Genomic DNA, 13,245 nt, shown 5'->3' on the forward strand with positions numbered 1-13,245 from the left:
TCTCATGTGATTGATTTCGCATTGATCAAGGATTTATCTTTATCATGCCGCAGCCTTCGATAAAATCAATGAAGCTTCAATCTTATTCTGTTACTGTTTGGTACAATACATCTGTACAATAATGCTAGTGACGCCGAAACGCGCATGCTAATATGCTCAAATCTTATTCCATACAAAAAGTAATGGATTAAGCACTTCTTTACACCTCCCCAGCTTTCAGGAGTACTGTTGGAGATGAATGCTCCCCTACCCAAAGCCCCAATTAACTGGGTTGCCGTTTTTGCTCTGGTGTTCTTGCCAATTGTCGCAATCATTGCCATCCCGTTATATGCTTACCACCATGATTTTAGCCTCGCAGCTTGGATCAGCATGTTTGTTTTACTTGGCGTTAGCAGCTTGGGTATTACAGCAGGTTATCACCGTTTATGGGCGCACCGTGCCTATGAAGCCACTTTACCTTTGAAAATCATTTTAATGATTATGGGCACCTTTGCCGTACAGAACAGTATCCTGTTCTGGGCCTCAGGTCACCGTACCCATCACCGTCATGTCGATGATGTCGATAAAGATCCGTATTCGATCAATAACGGTTTCTGGTACGCCCATTTAGGCTGGATGCTGCGTGACTATCCGGCAGCCGAACCAAACTATAAAAATGCGCCAGATTTGCTGAATGACAAACTGGTGATGTTCCAGCATAAATACTATGTACCGTTAGTGATTCTGGTACATGTTGGCATTTTGCTGCCAATTGGCTGGGCTGTTGGCGACATCTGGGGGGTTTTACTTTTAGGCGGTTTAATGCGTCTGATTCTGAGCCACCATGTGACCTTCTTTATTAACTCGCTGTGTCATATGTGGGGCAAACGTCCATATACCGACGAAAATACGGCGCGTGACAACTTCTGGCTGGCTATTGCCACCTGGGGCGAGGGTTATCATAACTATCATCATATCTTCCAGTACGATTACCGTAATGGCGTGAAATGGTGGCAATATGACCCAACCAAATGGTTAATCTGGAGCTGTTCGAAACTGGGTCTGGCAAAAAACCTGCGCCGTATTCCAAGCTTTAATATTAAAAAAGCGGAACTGGCGATGAAGTTCAAATATGCCGAGCAGGACCTGGCGGTATATGGCCACAATGTCAATGACGACATCAGCAGCGTCAAACAGCGTCTGGCACAAGAATATGAAGCCTTTACCCATACCCTAAATGACTGGGCCAAGTTAAAAGAGCAGGAAATTCAGGCCAAGAAATCGGCGGTGGCAGAAAAAATCCATCAAATGGATGACAAGCTGAAAGTTGAATTCCAGCTGGTAGAACAGCGTCTAACCCATCATCGGGAAACCCTGAACATTCTGATGCGTAACCTGAAAAAGAATCCGGTTTCACAATAATACCAAAGCCCTGCAAAAAGCCTCCTGATGGAGGCTTTTTCTATTCGGAAACACGACACTTTTCTCCAGCCAAGTTTGTTATAGTGAAGGCCTGTTCTGAATGGCTGTTCTGCAATGCAATTTAACTCGCGCTATCCTACCCTGCCTTCCCGTCTGTATCACCAGCAACAACCGCTGCCTTTAAAAGGCGCCAAAGCCGGGCATTTCAATGCAGCACTGGCCGATGAACTGCAATGGTCAAATGAAGACAAAGCACAGTGGGTCGAAATCTGTAGCGGCCAGAAAACATTTGCTGAATTTCCGGCATTGGCTATGGTTTATGCCGGGCATCAATTCGGGCAATGGGCCGGTCAGCTCGGTGATGGACGTGGTTTACTGATTGCCCAGATTGTTGACCAGCATCAGCAGACCATTGATCTGCATTTAAAAGGTGCCGGTGCCACTCCCTATTCACGGATGGGCGATGGTCGCGCGGTGTTACGCTCGGTGATTCGTGAATATCTGGCCGGTCATGCCTTAAATGCCTTGGGCGTACCTTCCAGTAATGCCGTGGGATTTACTTCATCCACCCAAGGGGTACAGCGTGAAAAACTGGAACCGGGTGCAATGATGTTACGTACCTCGGACTGTCATATTCGGCTGGGGCATTTTGAATGGATCAATCAATATCAGCCAGATTTACTGCCTGAATTTACCCAGAAATGTATCGAATGGCATTATCCGGAATGTCTGAAGGCCGAGCAGCCTGTTTTAGCTTTTGCCACGCAGGTGGTGCAGCGTACTGCAGTGATGATTGCCCAATGGCAGCTGGTTGGCTTTGCCCATGGGGTAATGAATACCGATAATTTAAATATCACCGGCTCTACCCTAGATTTTGGTCCTTACGGTTTTATGGAGCGCTTTCGCCCGAACTGGATCAACAACCATTCCGATTATCAGGGACGTTATACCTATCAGCAACAGCCGAGTATTGGGCACTGGAACTTGTGGACCTGGCTGAACAACCTGATTCCGCTTTGTCCCGCAGACGATGACCAGGAGCAATGGAAAACAGATCTGGCTCAATGTTTAACTCATTTTGAACCGACCTTCCTGGAACACTACAAGCATGGCTTAAACCAGAAAATGGGCTTACCCAGCTTCCATAAAGACAGCTTTGACTGCGCGATGGCTTTTTTAAGAATCTTGCAAAGCGAACAGCTGGACTACACCCAAAGCTTTATTCGCCTGCAACATAAAGACTATGAAGCGATTAAAGATGATTGCTTAGACCGTCGTCAGTTTGAAGCCTTCCTGACGCAATATGAGCGTATTCGTGAACATCAGGATACCGATGAACTGGATGCCGCCATGACCGCCGTCAATCCGCATTACATCCTGCGCAACCATATGGCGCAAAAAGCGATTGAACTGGCCGAGCGGGATGATTTTTCTGAAGTCGAGCGTTTATTTAGCCTGCTCAGCCAACCCTATACCCGGCAGACCGCGCTGGAAAAACCGGAAGATTTAGCGCCGCTGCCAAGCGATGTGCCTGAAGTGATGGTCAGCTGCTCGTCTTAAAGTATCCACATTAGCCTGGTAAATTGTGGATAATTTCAGCATTATCCACAAAGTGCCCTTCAACCTAAATTGCGTATGGCTTTGCATCCACTTGCGGCAAAAGTCGCTACTACCCTGCCTGAAGTCACAGTAACCCAGCCTTTTGGTGAGGGTTGTGATGTGTTTAAAGTGCAGGATAAAGTCTTTATGTTACAGTTTCATCTGCACGGACAAGCGGCCATTAATTTAAAAGTAGCGCCAGATCATGGTGCCATGCTGCGTGATATTTATCCGTATATTCGTAGCGGCTGGCATATGAATAAACAGCACTGGATTTCAGTGTATGAAGATGAAGAGCTGGATGAAGCTTTAATCGAAGATTTAGTGCTGAATTCTTATGCGTTGGTGGTGTCCAAACTCAAGAAACTGGATCGACAACGTATAGCGTTACTCAAAACTGTAGGCTCGCGTGTTTAGCTCGGGCAAAAACACAGAGATAAATCGTGCCCACAGTTTAATCCTGTCTCTCGTATGTAAAATCAGCGATTAAACTTTATATTTATCATTGAACAACTCAAAGGCTTTGCGCCACCCTGAATGTTCACTGCTGTGCTGGCTTTTTGCAATTAAATACTGCAATAGTGCTTTGATGGTGGCCACTGTATCGGAATTTAAACAGACAATAATCTGCTGTACACAGAAGTTGATCTGATGTTCCAGGCGGGAACTATCCTGGGTTTGTTCAAAATAGTGTATCGCGGGGGTGATATTGCGCTGAATTAAGCGTGCGACAAGCTCAGTATTGACGTGCATAGAAAAATTCCCAAAAGCGGGCTGCGGATTATACCGGAATTTTATTTACTTCAATTTTCAGGCTTATTAAAATTTACAAAATATTCTTGTTAAAAATTAAATTCATTTAAAAATTATAATATTAGAAATCCCCCCTTTTATCTTGGTCTTATGCTTGATCAGTCTGTGGATTTATCACCATCCTGCCCCTAAATACTGCACAACCTACTCTCATAAAAAAAGCGAATAGGCACATATCTATTCGCTTTTTCACTCCGCATGAAATTAATCTTCCGGATATTCAAAACGGTAGCCAACCCCATAGACTGCCTGAATCCACTCATGACGATTACCGGTTTCTGCCGCTTCGGAAATCTTGCGGCGCAGGTTTTTGATATGACTGTCAATCACCCGATCTGCAACATCAAAACTGTCCGGGTTAATATGGTCCAGCAACTGGGCACGGGAATAAACCTGCCCAACATGCTCTAAAAACAGTTCCAGTAAACGAAATTCGGTCGGGGTCAGGTTCAGTGCTTTTTGCTGATACCAAATGCGTTGCTGGGCTTTATCCATCCGGAATAAATCATTGGTTTCCGGTTCAGCCTTGCGGTCTAAGCGACGCAGCACTGCCTGCACACGTGCCACCAGTTCTTTCGGACTAAATGGCTTACAAATATAGTCATCTGCACCCATATTCAGGCCTAATACCCGGTCAATTTCTTCGGTACGCGCCGTAACCATAATAATGGGTAAATCAGACTGCTCACGTACTTTACGGCAAATGGTCAGCCCATCCATACGTGGCACCATCAGATCCAGAATCATCAGGCTCGGTTTACGCTGCAAAAAGCTGTTATAGGCTTCTTGTCCATCATGAAACATACTGACCTCAAACCCAGCAGCTTCAAGATAGTCGCGGACCAATTGAGCGAGTTCAACTTCATCTTCAACCAGCATGACATGTTTCATGAATATCTTTTCCTTTTATTGTTTGGTCGGAATCGGGAAAGTCAGTTTGCAGCGCAAGCCACCCAATGGCGAATGCGCAAAACTCAGCTGGCCACCCATGGCCTGCGCAATTTTAGCAGACAGCGCCAGACCTAAACCGGTACCGCCAGTGCTCCGCGTACGCGAATCATCCACCCGGTAAAAACGCTCGCCTAAACGGGCCAGCTGTTCATCGGTCAGGCCAAATGGACTGTCATCGACATAGACACTCCATTCTGTTGCCGTCTGCTCACTATGAATATGAACCTGCCCACCGGCCTCAGTATAACGAATACTGTTCGCAATCAAGTTCACCATAATTTGTTTAAAGCGGTCTATATCTAATTGTAAAGGCACAGCTTCACCTTCTAGACGCACACTTAACTCGGCCTGTTCAAACTTCGGCCGGAAATTCTCGACTTCCTGTTCAATCACCTGCCAAGGGTTGATTGGGGCCAGATAGAATTTCAGCTGCATGGCTTCGGCCTGGGCTAAATCAGCCAGGTCCTGAGTCAGTTTTTTCAGGCTGCTGACCTGACGCATCATCGCATCTAAGTGTTCCGGTGTGGCTTTACGGATACCATCCTGCATGGCCTCAATTTGGGCCTGTAACACTGCCAGCGGGGTTTTTAATTCGTGCGAGGTATCAGCCACCCACTGCCGGCGTGAGGTTTCATGCTGATCTAAAATGACTGCCAGCTGATTCAGCTCTGTAGATAAATCACCGAGTTCATCATTACGGTTTACTTTCACCTGATACTGATAATTGCCTTTGGTCAGTTCACGGGTCCCATGGAGCAGACGCTGAATCGGCTTTTTAAAATAGGTCGCCAATAACCAGGCCACCAGTAAACTGGCAATAAAGGACAGACCATAAATCAGCAGCAGATAACGCTTTTGTTCACTGAAGAAATTGATGCTGAGTGCATCATCCTGATCCAGCACCGGTTTTAACCCCAGATAACCGACCACCTGATTGTTCATTAAAATCGGGCGATACGACATTTGTCCTTCTGCCGGCTCACCGACCACAAACTGACGCTTGGCATCATATAAAGCCAGACGCGAGCTAAGACCCAAACGGTCCGGCATGGAAATAAACTGTTTTTTGCCATCCGATTGTGGCTGATTCGGACGCGGGTTCTGGGCACTGCCCTGATTAACCCGGGTGGTATTCTGCTGCGCGCTTAAAGGAAATTTCAGGCCTTCAAAGGGGCGATACTCGGAAGGCAGATTCATTTCCAGCCATTTCAATTCCTCCTGCGAGGCCTGGCGTTTTTGCGGATCTGGTTCAGCCAGCGTTGGCGCCACATTCATTAAGGTATGTTCTTCAAAATAACGCTGCTGCAAGGCAATATCGTACTGACGGCGCAACCACCAGCGCGACAGGCGGTCATAATCTTCCGGGCCGGCCTGCCCTTCAATTTGCAGGATTTGTGCCTGAATGGCATTGCCCCAATCATGATAGACGCCATACACACCGGCCAGATTATGAATCACATGATCCAGCTTCTGCATTTCGACATCGGCCACGTATTTGGTGAAATTGCGTTGCATATTCCAGTGCAGCACCCACAGGCTGACCGTGGAAATGACCAGCGCGGTCAATAGCACAGTCAAAAACAGGCGCAGGGCGATTGGAATCCGGCGTATTTTCAAAACACTCATCTCAATTTTTCTTTTATTTCACTATTGTAGCGAACAGTGTCTGAAAAAACTCTCCATTGTTTCTTCATCTTTATTATTTATTCTTGTCGCAGTTAAAGATAACTGTATCGCGGTTCTGTGTGGAGACAATAATCATGAAAACGATGACAAAAATTGCGCTTGTTTCAGTGGGTTTACTCAGTGTCGGGACACTGACAGCCTGTCAGTCAACCAATAGTACAGCAACGCCGGAACGTGAAGGTCGTATGGCTCACTCCATGCACGGCAAACATGCACGCCTAAGCCCGGAACAGCGTGAACAATGGCAGCAGCTGCGTACTGAACGCCGCCAGATGATGCAGCAGATCAAAACGGCCTGTAAAGGCAAAGCTGCCGGACAGGTGGTTCAGGTCAAAGCCGGTGAAAAAACCGTGAATGGAACCTGTTCCCTGGTGTTTACGCCGGAACGCCAGCAGCTTAAACACAGCCGTGAACATCGTCCAATGCGTGGCGATGTACGCCAGTTTAAACAGCATGGTCCTCAGACCGGTGCCTTAACCGATGCCAAACGTGCCGAACTGGTGAAACAGTATGATCAGCGCCTAGCACAGCGTCAGGCCCGTCAACAGGCTATGGCCAATGCCTGTAACGGTAAAATAGCCGGTCAGACTGTCCAGATTAAACTGGGGGATAAATCGGTCAATGGTCAATGCAGCCTGCGTTTTAAACCGAATACCGCTGTGACCATTCCGGCCAAAGTGGCTTAAGCGAAGTCAGCAAATAAAAAAGGCGCATGGTGCGCCTTTTTTATTGGACATATCTGTTTACGTTTTTGACTATTTGTCCACTTCCTATACCGATAAATCTGTTTACACTCAATACACTTAGCTATTTCAAGTTAAAAATCTTTGACTTTACAGTCACCAAGAAAAGCCATTGAAATGCTTGTACCCAATTAGAAGATGTTGCACGATTAAAACATTCAAGATGCGCCTGTGAAGGCGCGTGAACTCACTGATTTAGGATTATAACCGCTGGTTAAACCAGTATTGAGGAACCCGATATGCCACAATACAAAGCGCCACTACGTGATATGCAATTTGTTTTGCATGAATTATTAAATGCTGAAGAACATTATGCAAAACTCCCTGCATTCTCTGGAAACGTAAGCCGTGAGTTGGTTGACCAATATTTAGAAGCTGCTGCTGACTTCTGTGAAAATGAATTATCTCCTTTAAACCAGGTGGGCGACCGCGAAGGCTGTACCTGGAACGATGGTGTAGTCACCACGCCGACTGGCTTTAAAGAAGCGTATCAAAAATATATCGAACTGGGTTTCCCGTCTTTATCTGCTGAAGAACAGTACGGCGGTCAGGGTTTACCAAACTCTCTGGGCATTACCATTTCTGAAATGGTCGGTACCGCAAACTGGGCTTGGGGTATGTATCCGGGTCTGTCTCATGGTGCAGTACGTACCCTTGAGCACCACGGTTCGCAAGAACAAAAAGATACCTATCTGCCAAATCTGGTATCAGGTGTCTGGACCGGGACCATGTGTCTGACCGAATCTCATGCCGGTTCTGACCTCGGTATTATCCGCACCAAAGCAGAACCAAATGCGGATGGCAGCTATGCAATCTCTGGCGAGAAAATCTTTATCTCTGCTGGTGAGCACGACATGGCCGAGAACATCATCCATATCGTTCTGGCACGTTTACCAGGTGCACCGAAAGGCACCAAAGGTATTTCACTGTTCATCGTACCGAAATTCAACCTGAATGCTGATGGTTCAATCGGTGAGCGTAATGCTGTGCGTTGTGGCTCGATCGAACACAAAATGGGGATTCACGGTAACGCGACTTGCGTGATTAACTTTGACAACGCCAAAGGTTACTTGATTGGACCTGAAAACCGTGGTCTGAACTGTATGTTCACTTTCATGAACACGGCGCGTATCGGTACTGCAGTACAAGGTCTGTCTGCATCTGAATCTTCATTCCAGGGCGCTTTGGCGTATGCAAAAGACCGTCTGGCCATGCGTTCACTGTCTGGTCCGAAAGCGCCAGAAAAAGAAGCCGATCCGATTATTGTGCATCCAGCAGTACGTAATATGCTGTTGACCCAAAAAGCATTTGCTGAAGGTGGCCGTGCGCTGGTTTACTTATTGGCTCAATATGCAGATGTGGTTGAGCAGGCGGCTGAGGAAGAAGACCGTAAATTTGCCGACAACATCCTGTCTTTATTGACACCAATTGCCAAAGCCTTCCTGACCGAAACCGGTTCAGAAGCTGCAAAACACGGTGTACAGGTGTTTGGTGGTCACGGCTTTATTTCCGAGCACGGTATGGAGCAGATTGTACGTGATACGCGTATTTCTTGCCTGTACGAAGGTACCACTGAAATTCAGGCACTTGACCTGCTCGGCCGTAAGGTTCTGGGTACGCAAGGCGCGATGTTGAAAGACTTCACCAAGATCATTCACAAATTCGCAGAAGCCAACAAAGACAATGCCGGCATGAAAGAGTTTGTTGAACCGCTGGCCGCACTGAACAAAGAATGGGGCGACCTGACCATGCAAATTGGTATGCGTGCGATGCAAAATCCTGAAGAAGTCGGTGCTGCGGCAGTCGATTACCTCTACTTCTCTGGCTATGTGACACTGGCTTATCTATGGGCACGTATGGCACTGGTTGCACAAGAAGCCTTGGCTGCGGGTACTACCGATGTCGACTTCTATAATGCCAAAGTGACCACTGCACGCTTCTACTTCAAGAAGATCCTGCCACGTGTACGCTCACATGTTGACGTGATTGCGACTGGCCTGGATCCATTGATGGCGCTTGATGCTGAACACTTCGCCTTCTAATGCACGTGATGTGTAGTAACTTGTAATGGATGTAAAAAGGACGGCCAGCTGTTGGCGGTCCTTTTTCTCTATTTATCGCGCTATATTAACCTTTCGTCGTCTAATCAATTGAAATCTCATCGTTTAGACTGACCTGATCACTATGAATAAACAAGAAACAGGTGAAATGAACTATGCCAATTTATAACGCACCGCTTGCCGATATGAAATTCATCCTGAATGATGTCTTCCAAGCAGAACAATTCTGGCAAAATAACGAAAATCTCGCCCACCTCGATGCTGCAACCGCAGAAGCTATTCTTGAAGAAATGGCCAAATTTACCCAGAACGTTACCCTGCCCTTAAACCGCACTGGTGATGAAGAAGGTGCCCAATATAACAATGGCAGCGTAACTACACCGGCCGGTTTTAAAGAAGCATTCAAGCAATATGCCGAAGGCGGCTGGATTGGCCTGGGTGCCGATGAAGAATGGGGCGGTCAAGGCATGCCAAAAATGCTGACCGTTCTGTCAGATGAAATGATTTTTGCTACTAACCCGTCATTCATGCTGTATCCACTGCTGTCAGTTGGTGCGGGTATGGCACTGAGCAGCTATGCTTCTCAGGAACAGAAAGAAACCTATTTACCAAAAATTTATTCAGGTGAATGGTCTGGCACCATGTGTCTGACTGAACCACATGCCGGTACCGATTTGGGGATTATTAAAACCAAAGCGGAACGCAACGAAGATGGCAGCTATAACATTACCGGGACCAAAATCTTTATTACCGGTGGTGATCATGACCTGGCTGAAAACATCATTCACCTGGTACTGGCCAAAACCCCAGATGCACCTGCCGGTTCACGCGGTATTTCGCTGTTTATCGTACCGAAATTCCTGGTCAATGCCGATGGTTCACTCGGTGAACGTAACCCGGTTGGCCCAGGCTCTATCGAACACAAAATGGGGATTAAAGCCTCTGCCACGTGTGTCATGAACTTTGATGGTGCCAAAGGCTATCTGGTCGGTAAAGAAAACGAAGGCCTGGCAGCCATGTTCGTGATGATGAACTATGAACGTCTGTCAATGGGTATTCAGGGTTTAGGCGCCTCTGAATTTGCTTACCAGAATGCAGCACAATATGCGACTGACCGTTTACAGGGCCGCAGCGCTTCAGGTGTACAATCACCAAACAAACCGGCTGACAGCATTTTAGTACATGGCGATGTACGTCGTATGCTCTTGAATGTGCGTGCCAACAACGAAGCATCACGTGCCTTTGCAGTCTATGTCGGCCAACAGCTGGACATCACCAAATTCTCGACTGATGCAGACGCGGTGAAAAAAGCCAATGACCGTGTGGCGCTGCTAACGCCTATTGCCAAAGCCTATTTAACCGATACCGCCTTCCAGGCAACCCTAGATGCGCAAATGTGCTTCGGTGGTCATGGTTATATCCGTGAATGGGGCATGGAGCAATGTGTACGTGATTTACGTATTGCGCAAATTTATGAAGGTACCAATGGCGTACAGTCACAAGATTTAATTGGCCGTAAAACCATTAAATGTCAGGGTGCCTATATTGCAGAATATATTGCTGAAATCCGTGACTTTGCCAACCAGTTAGATGCCGATCTGAACTTCATTAAAGATGCGACCTTAGATGCAGCTACAGAAGTCGAATCAGTAACACAATACATTCTGAATGCGGCGTCTGAAAATGCAGAATTCCCGAATGCAGCAGCGGTCGATTATTTACACGCGGTTGGTCTGCTCAGCTTTGCCTATATGTTTGCCCGTATTGCCCAAGCGGCACAGGCCAAACAGGGTGAGTTCTATCAGAACAAACTGGCGCTGGGTCTGTACTTTGTACAACGCATTCTGCCAGAACTGGAAATGCGAATTACCCGTATCAAAGCCGGTTCTGATGTGATCATGAAATTCTCGGAAGATTATTTCACTCATCAGGCTTAAGCTTTTTATCTCTCAAAAACGCCTGCACTGTCAGGCGTTTTTTTATAGCATCCATGTTTTCCTGCTGTTTTTACACCACTTTTCCTGTAGTTGTGCACAGTTTTTGCATGAGTTTTTCTTATTCATTCAGCAGAATCAGGAGGAGCATATGACAGCACGGCATCCCAAAGTAGAAAAAATAGAAACCCTCCTCGACCGGTTGGGTAATCTGGCCGTTGAAAGTTTTCACTATATTGCCCTGTTCGTGATTGGCTGTATGGTGATCTGGTCGGCCGGCCATACTGTGGTCGATATTCTGACCGTCAAACAATATGCCACGATTGATGATATTTTACTGCTGTTCATTTATTTGGAGCTCGGTGCCATGGTGGGTATTTACTTTAAAACCAACCACATGCCAGTACGCTTCCTGATTTATATTGCCATTACCGCCCTGACCCGGCTGCTGATTTCCGATATCCAGCACGACCATAAAGCGGATATTGACCTAGTAATTATTACCGGTTCGATTCTGATTCTAGCCTTTGCGATTCTGGTGGTACGTTTTGCCTCCTGGAATTATCCATCGGTAATTCGGGATAAACACAGTGAAAAACCGTTGCCACAAGGCAAGACCCCACGCCCGGAAGATGATGAACTGGCCTAAACACCAAAATCACATCCATCATTCAAATCTGAAGAACAAAAAGCGCGCCTGGATACCACTACGGCGCGCTGATTTTTGAGTGAAGATTCACCGGATTCTCAGTTTGGCTCAAATACTTTTCTTCACCGCTTGAACGCTTCAGATGATCTAACGGTTTGGCACCAAAATATAACGACCATTTTCATAAATCCAGTAGCTGCCATTTGGCGGAGCCGGCAAACCTAAACGGCGCCAGTCGGTAATGATGGTCTGCGTGCTGCTTTCAATCCGGGCTACATTCGGGTCACCATTGACCCAGCTATAACTTTGCGAATTCTGGTAAATGGTGGTGGGCGCCTGATATTGAATACTAATGCCCGGACGTACCGGTTGATGGTCCCAATGCGGACGTGGTGGATAATATTGTGGCGGCCTGTGCTGCGGATAAGACGGGCGATGCTGTGGATAATGCTGCGCATGCGATTTTCGCTCCACACCCTGATAACTGGCCCAGCGATTGGTATCGGCCAGCGATAATGTCGAGATGGCAGACAATCCAATGCCTAACCATAAACCTGCTTGTATTCTTTTCACTACCCGACTCCCAAACATCAGCCTATTGATTTTACTATAAAACAGGATTAAGGATAAAAAATGAACATGCATGCTTTATACAAGTTTTTTAGATGAATGGCGGTAGATCGGCCGTATTTCTCAGTGAAAATAATGGCCTACTTTTATGCTACACTCGCTTTTTTTCATACTAGGTTCATGCTTGTGTCTGATTTAAGTTTTGATCGTCTTTATGAATATTTCTGCAAAGTACCCAGTGTTCAAAAAAACTTGATCGATGCCTATGGCACAGATGGTGCTCAGGCATGGTGGTTTAAATTTCAGATTAATGTAGCACACCCACTGGCCTGGCAAACCGTACAGGAACTGGGTCATGTGCTGAACTATATTTCCAAGAATGAACGTTTGCCAACGCAGTTTTTACCGGTATCGCCACCACCTTATATGAATGGTGAAGCCAAAGATTTCCTGTCTTGGGTGATCCAGTGTAATCATGCCGATTTCCCGCCCGATGTGGTCTGCGACTGGCTGGAAGCGCGTTTGCCGAATCCGGTTGAAGATGAAAGCCAGTGGAAAATTAAAACCGACCTGAGCGAGCTGGATGAGCTGTCTGATAAAGATCTGGATGAACTGGTACCACCGAATCCGGGGCAAAACTAAGCGTTAAACCTTAGTACTGACCTCTCCCTGACTCTCTCCTAGAAGGTTAAGGAAAAGCGTATATCCCTAACCTTCTCTTACGAGGAGGAGAAAAAGCTATTGTTCCTAACTCCCCTTGTAAGAAAAAGGAAATTGCTCCTGTAGTGGTTTAATAAAGTTGGACACCAAATTAGGTGATAATAGATTCACCAATGAGG

Annotated in this window: 12 protein-coding genes; 8 read left to right on the top strand and 4 right to left on the bottom strand. The window is 46.6% G+C overall.

Features of this window, described 5'->3' with window-relative positions; translation table 11 throughout:
- Positions 1-234: 234 nt before the first annotated feature.
- The 3 genes from VF685_RS09295 to VF685_RS09305 all read left to right on the top strand — a co-directional run bounded on the left by VF685_RS09295 (position 235) and on the right by VF685_RS09305 (position 3,417).
- Positions 235-1,401 (top strand): acyl-CoA desaturase, encoded by a 1,167-nt coding sequence (locus VF685_RS09295; RefSeq protein ID WP_005179996.1) that lies wholly within the window; start codon positions 235-237, stop codon positions 1,399-1,401.
- Positions 1,402-1,515: 114 nt separating this feature from the next.
- A complete protein-coding gene (locus VF685_RS09300; RefSeq protein ID WP_180172718.1) occupies positions 1,516-2,961 on the top strand; it encodes a protein adenylyltransferase SelO in 1,446 nt (481 codons plus the stop codon).
- 75 nt (positions 2,962-3,036) lie between these two features.
- Entirely contained in the window at positions 3,037-3,417 is a 381-nt protein-coding gene (locus tag VF685_RS09305; protein ID WP_016658646.1) for an MmcQ/YjbR family DNA-binding protein, read from the top strand.
- Between the two features lie 69 nt (positions 3,418-3,486).
- Here VF685_RS09305 and VF685_RS09310 read toward each other — a convergent pair whose 3' ends face one another.
- From VF685_RS09310 to baeS, 3 genes are all read right to left on the bottom strand, one after another.
- A complete protein-coding gene (locus VF685_RS09310; RefSeq protein ID WP_104505830.1) occupies positions 3,487-3,753 on the bottom strand; it encodes a hypothetical protein in 267 nt (88 codons plus the stop codon).
- Between the two features lie 264 nt (positions 3,754-4,017).
- Positions 4,018-4,704, bottom strand: coding sequence for a response regulator (locus VF685_RS09315; protein ID WP_005180005.1), 687 nt, complete (start codon positions 4,702-4,704; stop codon positions 4,018-4,020).
- 15 nt (positions 4,705-4,719) lie between these two features.
- On the bottom strand, positions 4,720-6,390 hold the full coding sequence (gene baeS / locus VF685_RS09320; RefSeq protein ID WP_127800355.1) for a sensor histidine kinase efflux regulator BaeS: 1,671 nt from the start codon (positions 6,388-6,390) through the stop codon (positions 4,720-4,722).
- A 134-nt stretch (positions 6,391-6,524) separates the two neighbouring features.
- Between baeS and VF685_RS09325 the strand changes: the two genes are divergently transcribed.
- From VF685_RS09325 to VF685_RS09340, 4 genes are all read left to right on the top strand, one after another.
- A complete protein-coding gene (locus tag VF685_RS09325) occupies positions 6,525-7,136 on the top strand; it encodes a hypothetical protein (protein WP_163170374.1) in 612 nt (203 codons plus the stop codon).
- A 296-nt stretch (positions 7,137-7,432) separates the two neighbouring features.
- The gene (locus VF685_RS09330; RefSeq protein WP_075168330.1) at positions 7,433-9,235 is read left to right on the top strand and encodes an acyl-CoA dehydrogenase C-terminal domain-containing protein; all 1,803 of its coding nucleotides are present in this window, start codon (positions 7,433-7,435) and stop codon (positions 9,233-9,235) included.
- A gap of 173 nt (positions 9,236-9,408) precedes the next feature.
- Positions 9,409-11,190 (top strand): acyl-CoA dehydrogenase C-terminal domain-containing protein, encoded by a 1,782-nt coding sequence (locus tag VF685_RS09335; protein WP_075168331.1) that lies wholly within the window; start codon positions 9,409-9,411, stop codon positions 11,188-11,190.
- Positions 11,191-11,338: 148 nt separating this feature from the next.
- A complete protein-coding gene (locus VF685_RS09340; RefSeq protein WP_005180016.1) occupies positions 11,339-11,836 on the top strand; it encodes a phosphate-starvation-inducible protein PsiE in 498 nt (165 codons plus the stop codon).
- A gap of 147 nt (positions 11,837-11,983) precedes the next feature.
- On the opposite strand, the gene VF685_RS09345 is transcribed toward VF685_RS09340, so the two are convergent.
- Positions 11,984-12,409 (bottom strand): RcnB family protein, encoded by a 426-nt coding sequence (locus tag VF685_RS09345; protein WP_163170375.1) that lies wholly within the window; start codon positions 12,407-12,409, stop codon positions 11,984-11,986.
- A gap of 183 nt (positions 12,410-12,592) precedes the next feature.
- Between VF685_RS09345 and VF685_RS09350 the strand changes: the two genes are divergently transcribed.
- Positions 12,593-13,048 (top strand): hypothetical protein, encoded by a 456-nt coding sequence (locus tag VF685_RS09350; RefSeq protein ID WP_005180018.1) that lies wholly within the window; start codon positions 12,593-12,595, stop codon positions 13,046-13,048.
- Positions 13,049-13,245: the final 197 nt, after the last annotated feature.

The organism is Acinetobacter sp. Brlt_5 (assembly GCF_051949055.1).
Lineage (GTDB): Bacteria > Pseudomonadota > Gammaproteobacteria > Pseudomonadales > Moraxellaceae > Acinetobacter > Acinetobacter indicus.

Excerpts from the sequence above, each read along its gene's own strand:
- VF685_RS09310 (WP_104505830.1), bottom strand. The coding sequence starts at position 3,753 with ATGCACGTCAATACTGAGCTTGTCGCACGCTTAATTCAGCGCAATATC.
- baeS (WP_127800355.1), bottom strand. The coding sequence starts at position 6,390 with ATGAGTGTTTTGAAAATACGCCGGATTCCAATCGCCCTGCGCCTGTTT.
- VF685_RS09340 (WP_005180016.1), top strand. The coding sequence starts at position 11,339 with ATGACAGCACGGCATCCCAAAGTAGAAAAAATAGAAACCCTCCTCGAC.
- VF685_RS09330 (WP_075168330.1), top strand. The coding sequence starts at position 7,433 with ATGCCACAATACAAAGCGCCACTACGTGATATGCAATTTGTTTTGCAT.
- VF685_RS09295 (WP_005179996.1), top strand. The coding sequence starts at position 235 with ATGAATGCTCCCCTACCCAAAGCCCCAATTAACTGGGTTGCCGTTTTT.
- VF685_RS09315 (WP_005180005.1), bottom strand. The coding sequence starts at position 4,704 with ATGAAACATGTCATGCTGGTTGAAGATGAAGTTGAACTCGCTCAATTG.
- VF685_RS09335 (WP_075168331.1), top strand. The coding sequence starts at position 9,409 with ATGCCAATTTATAACGCACCGCTTGCCGATATGAAATTCATCCTGAAT.
- VF685_RS09325 (WP_163170374.1), top strand. The coding sequence starts at position 6,525 with ATGAAAACGATGACAAAAATTGCGCTTGTTTCAGTGGGTTTACTCAGT.
- VF685_RS09305 (WP_016658646.1), top strand. The coding sequence starts at position 3,037 with ATGGCTTTGCATCCACTTGCGGCAAAAGTCGCTACTACCCTGCCTGAA.
- VF685_RS09300 (WP_180172718.1), top strand. The coding sequence starts at position 1,516 with ATGCAATTTAACTCGCGCTATCCTACCCTGCCTTCCCGTCTGTATCAC.